Source organism: Streptomyces sp. NPDC006283 (genome assembly GCF_040613325.1).
In the GTDB taxonomy this organism is placed as follows: Bacteria; Actinomycetota; Actinomycetes; order Streptomycetales; family Streptomycetaceae; genus Streptomyces.
The window spans coordinates 1-18,532 of sequence record NZ_JBEXRZ010000016.1; the positions used below are offsets into that span (position 1 = coordinate 1).

The following is an 18,532-nucleotide window of genomic DNA, read 5'->3' on the forward strand; positions in this document are numbered from 1 at the left end:
AGGAGCTGGAGGCCCAGGCGCAGCCGCCGCCTCGCCTCGTCCTCCGTGACACCGAGGTCCGCCGCGGTCTGCCGGTAGTCCCGGCGCTGGAAGTACGCCAGCTCCAGCGCGGCCCGCAGCGGCGCCGGCATGGACGTCACGATGTAGTCGGCCCGGGCCGCGACGGCGGCCCGGCGCACCTTCTGCTCCAGTTCCTCCGTCGTGCCCTCGCCGCCCTCCGCGAGCGCGGCGGCCTCGCTCTGGCGCAGCCGGTGCACGGCCTGGTTGTTGGTGAGCCTGGCCACCCACGACCGCATGGAGCCCTGCTTGGGGTCGTAGGCGTCCGGGTTCTCCCAGATGTAGCCGAAGACCTCGCGGGTGACCTGATCGGCCGCCTCGTCGTCGTCGAGCACGCGATGGGCCTGGCTGTGGACGAGCGCCGCGAACCTGTCGTAGAGCTCACCGAGTGCCGCGGCCTCGCCCCGCGCCAGCCGCTGCTGCATCCTGCGGTCCCAGCGCTGTGGTGCGTCCTTCGCCATACGGCCCCCAAGCTCCGCGCTCGTGCCTGCTGCCTCTGCCCTCGTGCTTGTCGCTCCATCGAATGTAGTGCGCCGGGCGGAAAACGTACGTCCCTTTGCGGCAAGTACGCCCCTGCGCGGGACCGGGATGGTAGGGCCCGGAAGCGGGCACAACCTCGTTGTGGGGGTGCTGCCCCGTGGGTTCTCCGTGACGAACGTCGCGTTTGCGTGCCGGACAGCGGGGCAGCGGCAGTGGAAGGACAGCTTCCGGTCTTCCGGGCCGGCATGAGGAGGGGTCCAGACGTGGTGATGCTCAGTGTGGCCGAGACCCGACAGGGCTCGTGGACCGTGCTGCATGTGTGCGGGGAGCTCGATCTCGTGTCCTCACCGGTGGTCCGCCAGCGGGTGCACGACGCGGTCGCCCAGGGTCATCACGATGTGGTGCTCGACCTCTCCGAGGTGTTCTTCTGCGATTCCAGCGGTGTCGGCGTGCTGGTCGCCGCGCGGCGGCTGATGCGCTCGTGCCGCGGCAGACTGCGGCTGATCCTGCCCGCGCGCGGCGCGGAGGACGGCTCGCACGTCAACCGAGTGCTCGGCGCCCTCGGCGTGCGACGTCTTTTCGAGGTGTACGCGGACACGGGCTCGGCCACCGACGACGGGGCGGAGCCGCTGTCCGCGTGAGCCCGGCGCGCATGCAGACAAACGCCATGAACGGCGCGCCCCCGTGCCTCGACCGCGCGCCCCCGTACGCCCCGCCGCACCCCCGTCACCTGCGCTTCGCCCCCGTGTTGCACAAATGCAATTCCCCGGGTGCGTACCCACCTCGGCCTCCGGGGCTTTACGCTCCCCGCATGGACAGCGCAGAGTACGAGCGGAAGATCGCTTCCCGCTTCGCCGCTTTCGATCAGGACGGCAACGGCTACATCGACCGCGAGGACTTCAGTTCGGCCGCGGCCAAGCTGCTCGCCGAGTTCTCCGTCACCGCCCGCTCCGTCAAGGGCCAGGATCTGTACAGCGGTGCGGAGGCCTTCTGGCAGGGCATGGCCGGGATCGCCGACGTGGACGGCGACCAGCGGGTGACCCGTCAGGAGTTCGCGACGAGTGCGGTGAAGAGACTGCGCGACAATCCGAAGCGGTTCGGCGAGATCGCCCGTCCGTTCCTGCACGCCGTGATCAGGGTCGCCGACGAGGACGGCCGGGGCGTGACCCCGGCGGCCGTCGAGCGCGTGCTGCGTGCTCTCGGCGTCGAGGCCGGCGTAGCGGCGCGGGCGGGGGCAGCCCTGGACACGGACGGCGACGGGAGGATCGACGAGGAGGAGGCACTGGCGGCCTTCGCCGCGTACTACGTCACCCCCGAGCAGCCCCAGTAGCAGCCCTTCCGCACTCCCGCAGATCCCGAGCGCACCCGCGCAGCCCGCGGGACGCTCACGCGAACCGCTCCCTGAGCTTGTACTTCAGTACCTTGCGCAGGGCTTCGTTGCGGGGGAGGGCGTCCACGACCTCGAGCTGTTCCGGCAGCTTGTGGACCGACAGGCCCTCCCCCCGGAGGTGTGCGGTGAGTTCCTCGAGGGTGGGGTCCGCCGCGCCCGGGGCCCGTTCGACGACCGCGCAGACCCGTTCGCCGCGTTCGTCGTCCGGCAGCCCGACGACCGCCGCCTCGCCCACTCCCGGATAAGTGTGCAACAGGTCCTCGATCTCCTTGGCGGAGATGTTCTCGCCCTTGCGGATGATGACGTCCTTGGCCCGGCCGGTGAGCACGAGGTGGCCGCTTTCCGTGAGGTGCCCGAGGTCGCCGGTGATCAGGAAGCCGTCGCCGTCGAAGGCGGCCGCTGTCGCCGCCGGATCCAGGTAGCCCTTGCAGACTGCCTCGCCGCGCAGCCGGATCTCGCCGTCGACGATCCGGATCTCCATGCCGGCGGGTGGTCTTCCCTCGGTGTGTGCGAGGTCGTCCTGCGAGTCGTCGGGCGAACCCATGGTGATCATCGGGACCTCGGTCATGCCGTATCCGTGGGTGAGCGCGCAGCCCATCTCGCGGACGACGGCGTGGTACAGCTCGGGCGGTTTGGGCGCGCCGCCGCCCGCGAGCAGCCGCAGGGTGGGGATCAGCTTCCGGCCGGGCCGTTTGCGCTGCTCGGCGAGGAACATCGAGTAGAAGGCGGTGGACCCGCCGGCGGTGGTCACGCCGTGCCGGCGGTAATCGTCGAGTGCTTCGGGCAGCGCGAACTTCTCGAAGAGGACCGCGGGGAAGCCGTACAGCAGCAGCATCACGAGATAGTCGGGTCCGCCGATGTGCGCGAACGGGAAGGCGATCGAACCGATGTCGTCCGCCGACAGGTGCAGCGCGTGGGCCAGGCACGAGCCGCCCGCGATCAGTGAGCGGTCGGTGTGCAGGACCCCCTTGGGGTCGGACGTGGTGCCGGAGGTCCAGTAGATCCAGCGCACGTCCGTGCCGGAGACGGGCGGTGCGGGCAGGCCGGCCGGGTCGCCGTCGGGCAGTGGGCCGTACGCCTCGAAGACGCCGCGGGCGCCCAGACGCTCCGCCATGGCGGTGAAGTCGAAGCCGCGCCACTCGCCGGGCACCGCGAAGTACGCGGCCTTGGACTCGCGCAGCGCGAAGCCGACCTCGCGGTCCCGGTAGAAGGGGATCACCGGCGACTGCACGGCACCGAGCCGGGCGAGGGCCACGGTCAGCAGCACGGTCTCGATCCGGGTGGGCAGCTGCCAGGCGACGACCGTGCCGGGGCGCACGCCCATGGCGTGAAGGCCCGCGGCGGCCCGCTCCGAGCGGTCGCGCAGCTCGCCGAAGGTGACGGTGCGCCCCTCCTGGAGGAGGACGGGACGGTGGGGGGTGAGGGCGGCGCGGCGGTCGACGAGTTCCCAGAGGGTGCGCGCGGCGCCCAGTGCGTGTGCGGTCTCGTTCATGCCCGGAAGCACCTCCTTAGCTGACGGTTCGTCAGATCGTAGGTCCGGCCGCCTTGTCGGTCCAGGGGGGCGGGGCTAGCCTGAAATCCGGAACTGACGCACCGTCAGAAGCGGAGGGAGGCTTCGATGGAAGAGGCCCCGATGGAAGAGGCCCCGTTGGAGAAGGAGCTGCCCCGGATCGTCAGCGTCGACGACCATGTCATCGAACCGGCGCACCTCTTCGAGACCTGGCTTCCCGCCAAGTACCGGGACCGCGGCCCCAAGCCCCTGACCGCGGGCATCGGCGAGCTCGCCTACGTCGGCGGCAAGTACCGGATCACGATGGACCCCGACGGCCCGCCCACCGACTGGTGGATCTACGAGGACCTCAAGTTCCCGTACAAGCGCAACATCGCCGCCGTCGGCTTCGACCGCGACGACATGACGCTCGACGGCATCACCCGCGCCGAAATGCGGCCCGGCTGCTGGGACCCGGTCGAACGCCTCAAGGACATGGACCTCAACCATGTCGAGGCGTCCCTCTGTTTCCCGACCTTCCCGCGCTTCTGCGGCCAGACCTTCGCGGAGGCCCACGACAAGGAGGTCGCGCTCGCCTGCGTGCGCGCCTACAACGACTGGATGGTCGAGGAGTGGTGCGGCGACAGCGGCGGCCGGCTCGTCCCGCTGTGCATCATCCCGCTGTGGGACATCAACCTGGCCGTGGCCGAGATCCGCCGGAACGCGGGACGAGGGGTGCGGGCCGTCACGTTCTCCGAGATCCCCACCTACCTCGGGCTGCCGTCGATCCACTCCGGCTACTGGGACCCGTTCTTCGCCGTCTGCCAGGAGACGGAAACCGTCGTCAACATGCACATCGGGTCCAGCTCCCAGATGCCGGCCGCCTCGCCGGACGCCCCGCCCGCCGTGCAGGCCTCGCTCTCCTTCAACAACGCCATGGCCTCGATGACCGACTTCCTCTTCAGCGGCGTCCTCGTCAAGTTCCCCCGGCTCAAACTCGCCTACAGCGAGGGCCAGATGGGCTGGATCCCGTACGCGCTGGAGCGCGCCGACGACGTGTGGGAGGAGCACCGGGCCTGGGGCGGGGTGCGCGACCTGATCCCCGAACCGCCCTCCACCTACTACTACCGGCAGATCTTCTGCTGCTTCTTCCGCGACAAGCACGGCGTCGCCTCCATCGACGTCGTCGGCCGCGACAACGCCACCTTCGAGACCGACTACCCGCATGTCGACTCGACCTTCCCGCACACCAAGCAGGTCGCGCTCGACCATGTGCAGGGCCTCGACGACGAGACGGTGTACAAGCTGATGCGCGGCAACGCCATCCGCATGCTCGGCCTGGACCTGGATTCGTAGTGGACCTGGCGTACACCGCCGAGGAGGAGGAGTTCCGCGCCCGGCTGCGCGCATGGCTCGCGGCCCGGCTGCCCACCCTGCCCCCGCAGCCGTCGCCGGACGACTGGCCGGGACGGCGCGCCTACGACACGGCATGGCAGCGGGCGCTGTACGACGCCGGATACGCGAAGGTGCACTGGGACGCTCCGCCGACCCTCCGGCTGATCTACCTCGAGGAGACGGAGCGGGCCGGCGCGCCCTACGTCGGCGCCAACTTCGTCGGGCTGCTGCACGCCGGCCCGACAATCGCCGCAGAAGGAACCCCGGAGCAGCGGGCGCGCTGGCTCGAACCCATCCTGCGCGGCGAGGAGATCTGGTGCCAGGGCTTCAGCGAACCGGACGCGGGCTCCGACCTCGCCTCCCTGCGCACCAGGGCCGTCCGCGACGGCGACGCGTACGTCGTGACGGGATCCAAGCTCTGGACGTCGCACGCCGAGGTCGCCGACCGGTGCGAGCTGCTCGTACGGACCGGCCCCGCCGGCTCCCGGCACCGCGGCCTCACCTGGCTGGCGATGCCGATGGACGCCCCGGGCATCACCGTACGGCCGCTGCGGACCCTGGCTGGGGCCGCCGAGTTCGCGGAGATGTTCCTCGACGAGGTGCGCGTGCCCGTCACCGACCGGGTGGGGGACGAGAACGACGGCTGGCGCGTCACCATGGTCACGCTCTCCTTCGAACGGGGCACCGCGTTCGTCGGCGAGGTCGTCGCCTGCCGGCGCACCCTCGTCGACGTGGCCGCACAGGCCCGTGCCAACGGCCGCTGGGACGACGCGGCCCTCCGGCGCAGGCTCGGCCGGCTGAACGCGGAGTTCACCGCCCTGTGGCGGCTCACCCAGTGGAACGTCAGCGAGGCCGCCGCGACCGGCGGCGTGCCCGGCACCGGCGGGTCGGTCTTCAAACTGCGCTACTCGCACGCCCGCCAGGAGCTGTACGACGCGGCGGCGGAGGTCCTCGGCCCGGACGCGCTCGACCTGGCCCGTCCGTGGACGCGGGAAAGGCTCTCTTCCCTGTCGTACACCATCGCCGCCGGCACCTCGCAGATCCAGCAGAACATCGTCGCCGAGCGCATCCTCGGCCTGCCGAAGGGGCGTCGCTGATGGACTTCCGGCTCACCGACGACCAGCGGGCGCTGCGCAGCGGTGTTCGGGAGTTGCTCACCGGCCGCTTCGGGCGCGAGGTGCTGCGGGCCGCCGTGGACGGGGAAGGCAGGCTCGACCGGGGGCTGTGGCGCGAGCTCGGCAGGGCGGGGCTCTTCGCTCTGCGGCTGCCGGAACGCGACGGAGGAGCCGGGCTCGGAATGCCCGAGGCGGTGCTGGCCTTCGAGGAGGCGGGCCGGGTCCTGCTGCCGGGGCCGCTGGTGGCGACGCATCTGGCGGCGGGCCTCGTCGAGGGCGCGGCGGACGGCGCGACGGTCGTCACCTGTGCGGGCCAACTCGGCTCCCTGATCCAGCATTTAGAGGACGCCGACGCGACCGTCGGGTTAGCGGCCGACGGGTCGCTGCGTCTGCTGGAGGCGGGGGATCCGGCCCCCGTGCGGTCCTTGGATCCCCTCACCCCTCTGCACCGCCTCGACCACCCCCCACGGCCCGCCGCGTTCGGCCCGGTACTGGGTACCGCCGTGCTGCTCACCGCCGCGGAGCAGCTCGGCAGCGCCGTCCGCAGCACCGAGGAGGCGGTGCGGCACGCCAAGGACCGCGTGCAGTTCGGGCAGCCGATCGGCGCCTTCCAGGCCGTCAAGCACCTGTGTGCCCAGATGCTCGTACGCACGGAAGTGGCGCGTGCGGCCGTCTACGCGGCCGCAGTCGGCGAGGACCTCACCGAGATCGTCGGGGCGAAGCTGCTCGCCGACGAGGCGGCGGTGCGGGGCGCCAGGGACTGCCTGCAGGTGTTCGGCGGAACCGGCTTCACCTGGGAGGCCGATGTCCATCTCCACCTCAAACGTTCCCTGCTGCGGGCCCAGATGTGGCTGGCGACCGCTCAGGCCGAGGAGATTCAGGCCCAGGCGTTGGCCGGTAGGCCGGTGGGACCCTGAACCACGGGACAGGCCATGGCACTCCGGAGCGTAACCCTGCGTCGATACCGGGTTGTGTCCTTCGGACGACTCGTCACGGGGCGGAGTCGGGGGCCTGCTCGGGTACGCTCCGTGAGATGGGAGTCGCTGCGATGACGGGGTCTCACGGTGCCGCCGGTACGGCGGTCCCGGGCCCGTCGATGCGCACTGTTCGGCCTGTGCAAATGCGTTCTGCGACCTTGTGTTCGACTCTCCGCCACGTGCGTCGCACAGTATGCACCACGCGTACTCCTTCGCGCTGGAATATGCCCGAAGCGCTTGTTGCGGTGACTGTACGTCAACCATGCTGTGCTGTAAGGGAATCACATTCCGTTATGGCTGTGAGGCGCGAGGCTATGTGTCCGCCGGTTCGGGTGGTGTGAGCGGTGCAGGTGCTTCAGATGCAGTTGGAGATCGGGGCCGACCCGTCGGAGGTGGGGCGCGCCCGTAGATGGGCCCGTTCGCGGCTCGACAAGTCCGGCATGGCGGACGACGAGCCACTGGCCGAGACGTTGATCCTGCTGATCTCGGAGCTCGTCACCAACGCCGTGGTGCACACCGGTTGTCCGGCCGTGCTCCGGATGCTGTTCGGCGCGGGCGCCGGGGAGTCGGGGACGGTCCGGGTCGAGGTGGCCGACGTGAGCGCCTGCCCGCCGAGACCCCGGCACGCGCACGGCGAGGACACCAACGGCCGCGGCCTGGAGCTGGTCGACGGCCTGGCGGACCGCTGGGGCTGGCGGCGTGAGGGTGCCGGCAAGTCCATCTGGTGCGAGGTGGACCGGTGCCTGCCCTCGAGCAACCAGTCGATGACCGCCGTGCCGATGACCGCCGTGCCGACGACCGCCGCGCCCAGGACCGCCGCACCGGTGGCGGCACACGGGGCCTGAGCGTGCGGCGTCTCCGTGGCCCGTACGTCCGGCGGCCCGTACGTCCGGCGGCCCGAGCGCCGAAGGTCAGAGCACGGCCACGGGGGCGACCGGTGTGCCGGTGCCGCCGACGAACGGCTCCGGCATGGCACACAGCAGGAACGTGTACTGCCGTTCCTGTGCACAGGCTGTGGACAACTTTTCCAGATTCCAGTTCTGGCCCTGCAGCATGCCCATTTCCACCAGATCGAGCGCGTGCACCGGCAGCCAGAGGTTCTCGATCTCCGGCGGGAAGATCTCAAAAGTGAGCGTGTCGTTCGCCACGGCGGCGACATCGTGGGCGTGGAACCACTCGGGTGTGCGGACGGACAGCCCGGGCGAGGGGTACGCGTAGCCGTGCCGGTCGCCGGCGAGGAAGAGCTGCATCTGCCCCGTCCGAACCAGGACGATGTCGCCGGATCGGACGGTGACGCCGCCGTACTCCGCCGCTTCGTCGAGGTCCTCCGGAGTGACGGCGTGGTCGCCGGGCAGCCGGTCCCGCCCCTTCGCGCGCGCCACGTCCAGCAGCACACCCCGGGAGACGACGGGCGTGGCCTTGTCGATGCCGCTGAAGCGGGCGCGATCGTGCGGCGTGATGGAGTCGGCGGGGCGGCCGTTGTAGATCCGGCCGGAGTGCGAGACATGGGTCAGCGCGTCCCAGTGGGTCGCCGACTGCAGTCCCATCGTCACGCTGTCGTCGCTGGTGGCGACGGTTCCCGGGCCGAAGAGCTCATGGTTGATCTGCACCATCGTGTGCAGGGGGTTCACCCGGCCCGGGATGGCGCCGGTCTGCACTCCTTCCTGCTGAAGGGGGAGCGCGAGGGGGATCCGCAGGCCGCTGCGGACCGCGGCGGCGGCGTTCCGGACCACCTCGCCGGTGATCAGGTTGAGGGTGCCGACTTCGTCGGCCTCCCCCCAGCGCCCCCAGTTGTTCACGCGCTTGGCGATGTCGTGGAACTCGGCCGGCAGTGACATCGGGCCTCCCGGGGCTTGTGCTCATGCATCCGACTGACCCTAGAATCTAACGGTCCGTCAGAAACTCCGGGAAGGGGCCGGTCGTGGGGAACTTCTTGACAGGCAAGGTCGTCGCCGTGACCGGCGCGGGCCGCGGCATCGGACGGGCCGTGGCGCTGGCCTGCGCCGCGGAGGGCGCCCGCGTCGTCGTCAACGACTACGGCGTCTCGATCGAGGGCTCCGCGCCCACGTCGCAGATCGCGGAGGCCGTCGTCAAGGAGATCGAGGCGGCCGGCGGGCAGGCCGTCGCCGTGGCCGACGACATCGCCACGATGGCGGGCGGGCAGCGGGTCGTGGACGTGGCGCTCGCCGAGTACGGGCGCCTGGACGGAGTGGTGTGCGTCGCCGGGATCCTGCGCGAACGGATGCTGTTCAACATGTCGGAGCAGGAGTGGGACCCGGTCCTCGCCACCCACCTCAAAGGCACCTTCACCGTCTTCCGCGCCGCGTCGGCGGTGATGCGGAACCAGCGCTCCGGCACCCTGATCGGCTTCACCAGCGGCAACCACCAGGGCAGCGTGTCCCAGGCGAACTACTCGGCGGCCAAGGGCGGCATCATCTCGCTCGTCCGCAGCGCCGCGCTCGGCCTCCACAAGTACGGCGTCACGGCGAACGCGGTGGCACCGGTCGCACGCACCCGCATGTCGGCAGGCGTTCCCATGGAGCTCAAGGAGATCGGCGACCCCGAGGACGTGGCCGCCCTCGTCGTCTACCTCCTCTCCGACAGGGCCCGAGAGGAGAGGATCACCGGCCAGGTCTACACGGTGGCCGGCCCCAAGATCGCGGTGTGGGCCCAGCCGAGGGAGCTGCGGGCGGCGTACGGAGAGGGCCCCTGGACGCCCGAGCGCATAGCCGACTTCCTCCCCGGCACCGTCGGCACCGACCCGATGCCGCTGCTGGCGCAACTGGAGGCCATGTCCGCCGCGGCGTCCCGCGGCGACCGCCCCAATACCTGATCCGGCCGCGGGCCCTGGACGGGCCGGCACCCGGACCATCCACCGCCGAGCGGGTGCTCGGCCTGCCGAAGGAGCCACGGTGAAGGGTGTCGTGTACGACGGGGAACGGGTCCGGGTCGTCGACGATCTGGAGATACGGGACGTGGGCCCGGGCGAGGTCATGGTCGAGGTCGCGGCCGCCGGACTGTGCCACAGCGACCTGTCCGTGATCGACGGGACGATCCCCTTCCCCGTTCCGGTCGTCCTCGGGCACGAGGGCGCTGGCGTCGTCACGGCGGTCGGCCCCGGCGTCGGTCATGTCGCCCCCGGCGACCATGTCTCGCTGTCGACCCTCGCCAACTGCGGTGCCTGCGCCGACTGCGACCGGGGCCGCCCCACCATGTGCCGCAGGGCCATCGGCCGCCCCGGCCGCCCCTTCTCCCGCGCCGGCGCTGACCTGTTCCAGTTCGCCTCCAACTCCGCCTTCGCCGAGCGGACGATCGTCAAGGCCGTACAGGCGGTGAAGATCCCGGACGACATCCCGCTGACCTCCGCCGCACTGATCGGCTGCGGGGTCCTGACCGGCGTCGGGGCCGTACTGAACCGCGCCAGGGTGGACCGCGGCGACACCGTCGTCGTCATCGGCACGGGCGGCATCGGCCTCAACGTCCTCCAGGGCGCACGCATCTCGGGCGCCAGCGCGATCGTCGCGGTCGACTCGAACCCCGCGAAGGAGGCCGCCGCCCGGCAGTTCGGCGCGACGCACTTCCTCTCCTCCACCGAGGGCGTACGGCAGATCCTGCCGACCGGCGCGGACCACGTCTTCGAGTGCGTCGGCAGCACCGCGCTCGTACGGCAGGCGATCGACCTGCTCGACCGCCGGGGCCAGGCGGTCCTGCTGGGCATGCCGGCGGCGACGGCGGAGGCGTCGTTCGTGCCCGCCTCGATGTTCCTGGACAAGTCGGTGCTCGGCTGCCGTTACGGCTCCTCGCGCCCGCAGCACGACATCGCCCTCTACGCCGAGCTGTACCGGCAGGGCCGGCTGCTCCTCGACGAACTGGTCACCGCGACGTACCCCGTCGAGGACTTCGCGAAGGCGGCCGAGGACGCCGAGCACGGACGGGTCGCCCGCGGCGTGCTCACCTTCTGAGGGGCGGCTGGCCCGTGCGCCTCGGCGCCGGGCCCCGGAGGAGCCGCGTGTCGGCAGGCCGGGCCGGCGCCGGCCTCAGCCGTTCCTGAGTGCCCGGAGCCGGTTGGCCCCGGCCTTCACGATCGACACGCGGCCGATGCGCAGGACGAGCTCGCTGTGCTTGGCCGGGACGGCGTACCGGGGCAGCCCTCGGCGGTACCAGCGCGTGCTTTTGAGGCCCGGCTGTGGCGCAACGGGCATCGACCAGGCCCGGCCGCGCTGGGACGGCAGCCACAGCGACACCGACCAGGTGCCCGGGGCGAGCCCGGACACCGGCACGTTCGCCGTGAAGCCGTTGTCGCCGCGCGGGGTGACGGGCAGCGTGACGGCCTTGCCGCCGTCGCTCTGCAGCCGCACGCCGAGTGCGGAGACGGGCACTGCGGCCAGCTTCCAGCTGCCGGAGACTTCCAGCCGGGAGGGGACCGACGACGACCAGCGGGCGCCGTCGACGTGCAGCTTGTCGGCGATCTTGTGCATGTTCTCGCCGATGTCGAGGGTGAGGTTGCTGTACGGGTGCGTGTAGTACAGGGCCGCGGCGAAGTTCTCCTCGCCGTCGGAAACGACGTAGGTCCGCGGTGCGGACTGCACCGCAGGCAGCCGCCGGTGCCCGAAGCGAATCTCCTTGACCACGTCCTGGACCCGCACGGCGACGAGGACGTCCCACAGGCCGTCGGGGAGCCTGCTGCCGTCGACGGCCTTCGCCAGGTCGATTTCGGCCGAGAAGCCGGCTGTGGGGTAGCGGTACTTCCCGCCGTCCTCCTTGTCCGCGCCGAGATCGGGTGTGGCTGTGGCCGTGGTGGGGAAGCGGTGCTCCGCCTTGCTGCCGCGCTCCCGCAGCACCAGCTCGGTGGAGGCTCCGTCCTGTGGTACCCGCCGCAGATAGGCGTGACCGGTCATCTTCAGCACGCTGCCGTCCACGGTGACGGAGTCCAGCCGGTGCCGGTCCGGGAGGGCCTTCGTGACGTCGTAGATCTCGTCGGGGACACCGCGCTCGGGGTCGCGGAAGAACGGCAGCAGGGTGTAGGCACGGTCGCCGTCGACGAGGATGCCGGGCTGCACGCCGGTCGAGCGGTGCTCGCGGTCGACCTCTTCCAGCTCGATCGAGTCCTGGAGCATCCCGCGCTGAATCAGCTCGCAGCGCAGACGTGTGATCGCGTTGACCCTGGCCTTCAGCGAGTCGGGGTAGGAGCGCTCCAGCAGGGCAGCCAACTGCTCGTAGTTCTTCTTCTGCAGCTCCGGGTCGGACTCCCTGGCCAGGTGGATCAGGGCGTGGAACATGTCGATCGACAGGTGCCGGTTCATCAGCCCGTCGCGGTCGGGCCCGGCCGGCACGTGCTCCTCGATGAGGTCGACCATCAGCTCCAGCACACGGATCCGGCTGTCGGCGCCATGCGTGGTGGTGGTGATGTTGCCGCCGTCGTCGCGCTTGACGATGTACAGGCAGTCGTAGTCGGCGACGACCGAGATGCCGTCCGCCTTCAGATAGAGCATGGCCGTGAAGAGCTGGTCCTCACAGGTCTTGTAGCCGAGCGGGAAGCGCAGCTCGTGCCTCTCGATCAGCTCGCGCCGGATCAGCTTCAGCGGGTTGAGCGCCCAGTAGACACGGGAGCTGAAGACGTCGGTGCGGGGCTGGTTGCGCAGGAACATCGAGGCGGGCGCGCCGCGGCCGTTGACGCCGACCATCTTGCCGAGCACGACGTCGGTCTTGTTCTTCTCCGCCATGGCCAGCATGCGCTCGAGGGCTTCCTCACCGAGGTAGTCGTCGGCGTCGAGGAAGAAGACGAACCTGCCGCGCGCGTGGTCCAGCCCCTTGTTGCGGGGGGCGGAGGGGCCGCCGGAGTTCTCCTGGTGGAACACCTGGAACAAACCGGGGTATTCGGCGGCAAAGCGTTCCAGCTCTTCGCCGGTCCCGTCGGTCGAGCCGTCGTTGACGGTGATGATCTCGATACGGTCGCGTCCGATGGACTGCTCGACCACAGAGGTGAGTGTCTTCGTCAGATACGGCATGGCGTTGTAGGCGCCGATGATCACGGAGATGTCAGGCGTGGTCAAGATCGAGTCCGTTTCGCGTGCTCCCCAGCTCCAGGGCTGCACGCGGCCCAGGGCCTCTCGTTTGGTGCCGTCGCTGAGTATCCAGGTGAAAGTCAAGGCAATCCTACAAATGGTCACGCCTGTGAATGCGTTGTGAACGTCACGGGTTGGCCACAGTGTGCGGAGCGGGCGCGTGTTCACCTTCCGGGCAGGCCCGGCTCCGTAGTTGACGGCCCGCGCGCTCACAGGGTTGTCTGCTGCGATGACCGACCTGCGCATCGAACAGGTGAAGGGTGACGCCGCTCTCGAGGACTGGCGGCACGTCCACAATGTGATCGTCCCTCCGGCCGCCATGTCTCCCGACGAGGTGAGGGAGCGTGCCGTGCGCCACCACCTGGAGGTCGCGTACGCCGGCGACGAACTTGTGGGCTGCTCGACCGTGCGGCCGCCCACGGACGAGTCGTCCACGGCCACGGTGATCGCCCGGGTGCTCCCCGCCCACCGGAACCAGGGGTTCGGCGCACAGCTGTGGGAGCGAGGGCTGGACCGGGCGCGGGCGCTCGACGCGGAGGTGATCGAGACGGTCGTCCTGGCGACCAACGTCGAAGGGCTGCGGTTCGCGCTGACCCGTGGGTTCGTGGAGATCGAGCGGTATGTGCTCCCGGGCGACACCGTCCCCTACATCGACCTGCGGCTGGCTCCCGCACGGAAGGTGCGCCGGTAGACCGTGGGCGGCACACCGAGCGTCGCCTGCAGGTGCTGGCGCATGGACTGGGCCGTGCCGAAGCCGGCGTCCCGCGCCACCCGGTCCACCGACAGATCCGTCGATTCCAGGAGATGCCGGGCCCGTTCCACGCGCTGCTGACTGAGCCACTGCCCGGGGCTGATGCCGACCTCCTCGCGGAAACGCCGGGTGAAGGTCCGGACCGACATCGCCTCCTGGTCGGCCATGTCCCGCAGCTGCAGCGGCTCGTGGAGCCGGCCGAGCGCCCAGGCCCGCGCGGTGGCGGTCGTCGCGACCTGCGGTTCAGGGACGGGCCGGTGGATGTACTGGGCCTGCCCGCCGTCCCGGTGCGGCGGTACGACCGTGCGGCGCGCGACGTCGTTGGCGACGGCCGTGCCGTGGTCGCGGCGCACGATGTGCAGGCACAGGTCGATGCCGGCGGCGACCCCGGCGGAGGTGAGCACGTCGCCGTCGTCGATGAACAGGACGTCCGCGTCGACCTTGACGGACGGGAAGAGCCGCTGGAAGTGCTCGGCCGTGGACCAGTGGGTGGTCGCGGGGCGGCCGTCCAGGTATCCGGCGGCGGCGAGCACGTATCCGCCGGTGCAGATGGACACCATGCGGGTGCCGGGCCGGACGTGCGCGAGGGCCGCGGCGAGCTCGTCCGGGAGCCGGCCCTCTTCGAACACGGGCCCGAGCTCGTAGGAGGCGGGCACGACGACGGTGTCGGCGGTGGCGAGCGCCTCGGGGCCGTGTTCGACGGTCACGGCGAAGTCGGCGTCCGTCATGACCGGCCCCGGCCTGATCCCGCAGGTGAGGATCTCGTACAGCCGGCGTCCCGCCGCATCCTTGGCGCGGCCGAAGATCCGGTGCGGGATGCCGAGCTCGAAGGGGAGCAGCCCGGTCAGCGCCAGGACGACCACACGGTGCGGTGTCACCTCATCCATGGCCCGATCCTATCGAATGCTGTCCCTCGGGCCACTCGTTGCGGACGATAACGAAAAAGGAAGCTGGGTGACGTGACCCAGACAACCGATCTCTCCGCTGCTCGGAGCAATGCTCTGCGCCGTCCGCCCCGTGTCCACCGAGCCTGGTTCGTCGCCGCCGTCACCTTCGTGACGATCATCGGCGCCGCGGCCTTCGCGTCCCTGCCCGGTCTGCTGATCGGGCCGCTGCACTCGGAGTTCAAGTGGTCGCGCGGCATGATCGGCTTCGCCGTCTCGGTCAACCTGGCGCTCTACGGGCTCACCGCGCCGTTCGCCGCCGCCCTGATGGACCGGTTCGGCATCCGCAAGGTCGTGGCCGTCGCTCTCGGCGTCATCGCGGCCGGGTCGGTGCTGACCGTGTGGATGACCGCGCCCTGGCAGCTCATCCTCTACTGGGGCGTGCTCGTCGGCCTCGGCTCGGGCTCCATGGCGCTCGCCTTCGCGGCGACCGTGACGAACCGCTGGTTCGTGCGGCGCCGCGGCCTGGTCACCGGCATCCTCACTGCCGCCGGGGCGTCCGGCCAGCTGGTCTTCCTGCCGCTGCTGTCCTGGCTGGTCGAGCACCACGGCTGGCGGCCCGCCGCGATCACCGTCGCGCTCTCGGCGCTGGCCGTCGTCCCGTTCGTGTGGCTGCTGCTGCGCGACCACCCGGCGGACGTGGGCCTCGCGGCCTACGGTGCCGAGGGCTTCACGCCCAAGCCCGCCCCGGTACCCGGCGCGGCGCGGCGCGCGGTCACGGTGCTCTTCCGAGCCGCCCGCACGGGCCCGTTCTGGCTGCTCGCCGGCACGTTCGCGATCTGCGGGGCCTCGACGAACGGCCTGGTCAAGACCCACTTCGTCCCGGCGGCCCACGACCACGGCATGCCCATCACCGCGGCCGCCTCGCTGCTCGCCGTGATCGGCGTCTTCGACGTCGTCGGCACGATCGCCTCCGGGTGGTTGACGGACCGCTTCGAGGCGCGGCGGCTGCTCGCCGTCTACTACGCGCTGCGTGGCATCAGCCTGCTCTTCCTGCCGATGCTGCTCGAGGCGACCGTCCGACCGCCGGTGCTGTTCTTCATCGTGTTCTACGGCCTGGACTGGGTCGCGACCGTCCCGCCCACCATCGCCCTGTGCCGCGAGCACTACGGCGACGACAGTGCGATCGTCTTCGGCTGGGTCCTCGCCTCGCACCAGGTCGGCGCGGCGGTGGTGGCCTTCGCGGGTGGTGTGGCGCGCGATGTCTTCGGCGAGTACGACGTCGTCTGGTACGCCTCCGGTGCCCTGTGCGCCGCGGCGGCCCTGATGGCGCTGGTGATCCGGCGCAAGCCGCTCCCGGTGCTGGACCCCGCCACGCCGTGATCCGCCCCGCCCCGGCCGCTCAGTGACCGAGCCGCCCGAACCGGCCGCGGTGGAACAGCAGCGGCGCGGCGTCCTCGTCGGCGTCCAGTGCCTCGACCCTGCCGACCACGACGAGATGGTCGCCGCCGGTGTGCACGGCCTGGATCGTGCAGTCGATCCAGGCGGTCACGCCCTCCAGCCGCGGCGACCCGGTGACCGGCGCCGGCCGGTAGGCCACCCCCGCGAACTTGTCCGCCCCGCTGACCGCGAAGCCCCGGCACAGATCGCCCTGGCCGGCCGCCAGCACGTTGACGCAGAAGGTGCCGGCGCGGGCGATGCGCGGCCAGGTGGTGGACGTGCGCCCGACCATGAACACGACGAGCGGCGGGTCGAGCGAGAGTGAAGAGAACGACTGACACGCGAACCCGGCGGGCCCTTCCGCGTCGAGAGCGGTCACCACGGTGACCCCGGTCGCGAAGTGGCCGAGCACCCGGCGGAACTCCCGGGCGGCGACCGGCAGCCGTTCGTCCTCCCCGACGGCCCGCAGGGCGGGCGCCGCAGGGGCGTCGTACACCCCGACGCCGGTGGGTGCCCCGACCGAGCGGAGGTAGCGGACGGCGGCGGCGGCCATTCCTGCGTGTCCCATCACATCTCCATTGAACCTGACGGGTCGTCAGATGGGAACCCCGGGGGACGGGTGAGGCGGGGTGCTCACTCCCTGCCGGGAAGTGGGCACCCCGCCCTTGGCGTTCCGGTGCTCAGCGCTTGGTGCTGTTGTTGAAGAGCGAGCGCGACCAGACGTAGCCGACCAGGGCGATGCCGGCGCACCATGCCAGCGAGATCCAGCCGCTGTTGCCGATCTCCGTTCCGGAGAGCAGGCCGCGCAGTGTCTCGGTCATCGGTGTGAACGGCTGGTACTCGGCGAACCAGCGCAGGCCCGGGGACATCGAGTCGGCCGGCACGAACGCCGAGCCAAGGAACGGCAGGAACTGGACCAGCAGCGGCTTGTTGCTCGCGGACTCGACGGTCTTGGAGATCAGGCCGAGCGCGCACGACAGCCAGGTGACGGCGAACGCGACGGTCGTGAGAAGGCCGGCGGCGGCGAGCCACTCCAGTGGGCTCGCCCCTGAACGGAAACCGAGGGCGAGGGCGACGCCCACCACGAGGACGAGGCTCACCATCGTGGTGAGGACGCTGCCGAGCACATGCCCCGTCATGAACGACGTGCGCGTGATGTTCATGGTGCGGAAGCGGTTGATGATGCCCTCGGTCATGTCGGTGCAGACCGCGATCGAGGTCGACATCGACCCGGCCGCCACCCCCATGATGATGACGCCGGGCGTCAGGTACTCCAGATACGCCTCCCGGCCACCGCCCATCCCGGCGCCGATCGAGTCCCCGAAGGCGTACACGAACAGCAACAGCATCAGGATGGGCGTCATGGCAGGGCCCAGTGACACGGCCGGGTAGCGCAGCGCGTGCTTGATGTTGCGCCGCAGCATCGTCATCGAGTCGTGCACGGCGTAGGTGAGGGTGCTCATCGCAGGGTCTCCTTGACGTGGAGGGCGGATCCGGTGCCGGGGGTGCCGTCGCCGGTCAGGGCGAGGAACACGTCGTCGAGGTCGGGGGTGTGCACGGAGAAGTCGGCGGCGCGGATGCCGGCGGCGCCGAGCCGGTCGAGCAGGGTGCGCAGCGCGTCGAGCCCGCCGTCGCCCGCGATGCGCAGGGCGAGCTCCTCGTCGTCGCGGGCCGCGCCGGGGAAGGCGTCGGCCGCGCGCTCGTACTCGTCGGGTTCGGTGAACCGCAGTCGGACATGGCTGCCGGGGATCTGCGCCTTGAGCTCGTCGGCGGTTCCTTCGGCGACGATCCGGCCGCCGTCGAGCACCGCGATGCGGTCCGCCAGCTGGTCGGCCTCCTCCAGGTACTGCGTGGTGAGGAAGACGGTGACGCCGCCGGCGACGAGCGAACGCACGGTCTCCCACATCGTGCGGCGGCTGCGCGGGTCGAGGCCGGTCGTCGGCTCGTCGAGGAAGATCACCTGCGGGTCGCCGACCAGCGTCATGGCGAGGTCGAGCCTGCGCCGCATGCCGCCGGAGAAGAAGGCGGCGCGCTTGTGCGCGACGTCCGCTATGTCGAACCGCTCCAGCAACTCCTTGGCCCGCTTGCGTCCTTCGCGCTTGCCGAGGCGCAGCAGGTCGGCCATGAGGAGCAGGTTCTCCTCGGCGGTGAGCAGGTCGTCGAGCGCGGAGAACTGCCCGGTGACGCCGATCGCGGCCCGCACGCCGGCCGGTGACGTGGCGACGTCGTGGCCCGCGACCTGGGCCTGGCCGCCGTCGGCGGCGATGAGCGTGGACAGGATCTGCACGGTGGTGGTCTTGCCGGCGCCGTTCGGCCCGAGCAGCGCGAACACGGTGCCGGACGGGATCCGGAGGTCGATGCCGTCGAGGACGGTCTTGTCGCCGTACGACTTGCGCAGATCGGCGGCGGAGACGGCGGCGGGCGGCTGCTGGCCGCCCTGCCTGGGCATGGGCATGACAGAAGAAGGCATGGAGCCCCCCATTCGAAGG

18 protein-coding genes are annotated in these 18,532 nt (G+C 70.9%); 10 read left to right on the top strand and 8 right to left on the bottom strand.

Going from position 1 to position 18,532, the window contains the following annotated elements; all coding sequences use genetic code 11:
* The coding region (locus ABZ070_RS05840) for a sigma-70 family RNA polymerase sigma factor (RefSeq protein ID WP_356630338.1) at window positions 1-518 on the bottom strand (518 nt) is incomplete at its 3' end.
* 285 nt (window positions 519-803) lie between these two features.
* Between ABZ070_RS05840 and ABZ070_RS05845 the strand changes: the two genes are divergently transcribed.
* A complete protein-coding gene (locus tag ABZ070_RS05845; protein ID WP_356630456.1) occupies window positions 804-1,178 on the top strand; it encodes an STAS domain-containing protein in 375 nt (124 codons plus the stop codon).
* A gap of 170 nt (window positions 1,179-1,348) precedes the next feature.
* Window positions 1,349-1,867: an EF-hand domain-containing protein gene (locus ABZ070_RS05850; RefSeq protein WP_356630340.1), complete on the top strand. Its 519-nt coding sequence runs from the start codon at window positions 1,349-1,351 to the stop codon at window positions 1,865-1,867.
* A 55-nt stretch (window positions 1,868-1,922) separates the two neighbouring features.
* On the opposite strand, the gene ABZ070_RS05855 is transcribed toward ABZ070_RS05850, so the two are convergent.
* Window positions 1,923-3,419 carry an AMP-binding protein gene (locus ABZ070_RS05855; protein WP_356630342.1) on the bottom strand — a complete coding sequence of 499 codons (1,497 nt, stop codon included), beginning with the start codon at window positions 3,417-3,419 and terminating at the stop codon, window positions 1,923-1,925.
* Window positions 3,420-3,545: 126 nt separating this feature from the next.
* On the opposite strand from ABZ070_RS05855, the gene ABZ070_RS05860 reads away from it, so the two are divergent.
* From ABZ070_RS05860 to ABZ070_RS05875, 4 genes are all read left to right on the top strand, one after another.
* Entirely contained in the window at window positions 3,546-4,772 is a 1,227-nt protein-coding gene (locus tag ABZ070_RS05860) for an amidohydrolase family protein (protein ID WP_356630344.1), read from the top strand.
* Window positions 4,772-5,908: an acyl-CoA dehydrogenase family protein gene (locus tag ABZ070_RS05865; RefSeq protein ID WP_356630346.1), complete on the top strand. Its 1,137-nt coding sequence runs from the start codon at window positions 4,772-4,774 to the stop codon at window positions 5,906-5,908. The genes ABZ070_RS05860 and ABZ070_RS05865 overlap by 1 nt, the downstream gene beginning before the upstream one ends.
* Window positions 5,908-6,843, top strand: coding sequence for an acyl-CoA dehydrogenase family protein (locus ABZ070_RS05870; RefSeq protein WP_356630348.1), 936 nt, complete (start codon window positions 5,908-5,910; stop codon window positions 6,841-6,843). Before ABZ070_RS05865 ends, ABZ070_RS05870 begins: the two co-directional genes overlap by 1 nt.
* 404 nt (window positions 6,844-7,247) lie before the next feature.
* Window positions 7,248-7,748 carry an ATP-binding protein gene (locus ABZ070_RS05875; protein WP_356630350.1) on the top strand — a complete coding sequence of 167 codons (501 nt, stop codon included), beginning with the start codon at window positions 7,248-7,250 and terminating at the stop codon, window positions 7,746-7,748.
* Window positions 7,749-7,814: 66 nt separating this feature from the next.
* Here the strand turns inward: ABZ070_RS05875 and ABZ070_RS05880 are convergent, their stop codons facing one another.
* Window positions 7,815-8,741, bottom strand: a complete 927-nt coding sequence (locus tag ABZ070_RS05880; RefSeq protein ID WP_356630352.1) for a cyclase family protein — start codon at window positions 8,739-8,741, stop codon at window positions 7,815-7,817.
* 83 nt (window positions 8,742-8,824) lie between these two features.
* Here ABZ070_RS05880 and ABZ070_RS05885 point away from each other — a divergent pair, with 83 nt between their 5' ends.
* Together ABZ070_RS05885 and ABZ070_RS05890 are read left to right on the top strand one after the other, a co-directional pair.
* A complete protein-coding gene (locus tag ABZ070_RS05885) occupies window positions 8,825-9,736 on the top strand; it encodes an SDR family oxidoreductase (RefSeq protein ID WP_356630354.1) in 912 nt (303 codons plus the stop codon).
* Between the two features lie 79 nt (window positions 9,737-9,815).
* A complete protein-coding gene (locus ABZ070_RS05890) occupies window positions 9,816-10,865 on the top strand; it encodes a Zn-dependent alcohol dehydrogenase (RefSeq protein ID WP_356630356.1) in 1,050 nt (349 codons plus the stop codon).
* A 75-nt stretch (window positions 10,866-10,940) separates the two neighbouring features.
* On the opposite strand, the gene ABZ070_RS05895 is transcribed toward ABZ070_RS05890, so the two are convergent.
* Window positions 10,941-12,956 (bottom strand): glycosyltransferase, encoded by a 2,016-nt coding sequence (locus tag ABZ070_RS05895; protein ID WP_356630358.1) that lies wholly within the window; start codon window positions 12,954-12,956, stop codon window positions 10,941-10,943.
* Between the two features lie 241 nt (window positions 12,957-13,197).
* Between ABZ070_RS05895 and ABZ070_RS05900 the strand changes: the two genes are divergently transcribed.
* Window positions 13,198-13,659, top strand: coding sequence for a GNAT family N-acetyltransferase (locus ABZ070_RS05900; protein WP_356630360.1), 462 nt, complete (start codon window positions 13,198-13,200; stop codon window positions 13,657-13,659).
* Here ABZ070_RS05900 and ABZ070_RS05905 read toward each other — a convergent pair.
* On the bottom strand, window positions 13,614-14,606 hold the full coding sequence (locus tag ABZ070_RS05905; RefSeq protein WP_356630362.1) for a helix-turn-helix domain-containing protein: 993 nt from the start codon (window positions 14,604-14,606) through the stop codon (window positions 13,614-13,616). The two genes, ABZ070_RS05900 and ABZ070_RS05905, sit on opposite strands and share 46 nt — an antisense overlap.
* Window positions 14,607-14,678: 72 nt before the next feature.
* Between ABZ070_RS05905 and ABZ070_RS05910 the strand changes: the two genes are divergently transcribed.
* On the top strand, window positions 14,679-15,986 hold the full coding sequence (locus ABZ070_RS05910) for an MFS transporter (RefSeq protein ID WP_356630364.1): 1,308 nt from the start codon (window positions 14,679-14,681) through the stop codon (window positions 15,984-15,986).
* 19 nt (window positions 15,987-16,005) lie between these two features.
* Here ABZ070_RS05910 and ABZ070_RS05915 read toward each other — a convergent pair whose 3' ends face one another.
* From ABZ070_RS05915 to ABZ070_RS05925, 3 genes are all read right to left on the bottom strand, one after another.
* Window positions 16,006-16,611, bottom strand: a complete 606-nt coding sequence (locus ABZ070_RS05915) for a flavin reductase family protein (RefSeq protein WP_356630366.1) — start codon at window positions 16,609-16,611, stop codon at window positions 16,006-16,008.
* Window positions 16,612-16,723: 112 nt separating this feature from the next.
* The gene (locus ABZ070_RS05920; RefSeq protein WP_356630368.1) at window positions 16,724-17,506 is read right to left on the bottom strand and encodes an ABC transporter permease; all 783 of its coding nucleotides are present in this window, start codon (window positions 17,504-17,506) and stop codon (window positions 16,724-16,726) included.
* Entirely contained in the window at window positions 17,503-18,498 is a 996-nt protein-coding gene (locus ABZ070_RS05925) for an ATP-binding cassette domain-containing protein (protein WP_356630458.1), read from the bottom strand. The genes ABZ070_RS05920 and ABZ070_RS05925 overlap by 4 nt, the downstream gene beginning before the upstream one ends.
* Between the last annotated feature and the right edge of the window lie 34 nt (window positions 18,499-18,532).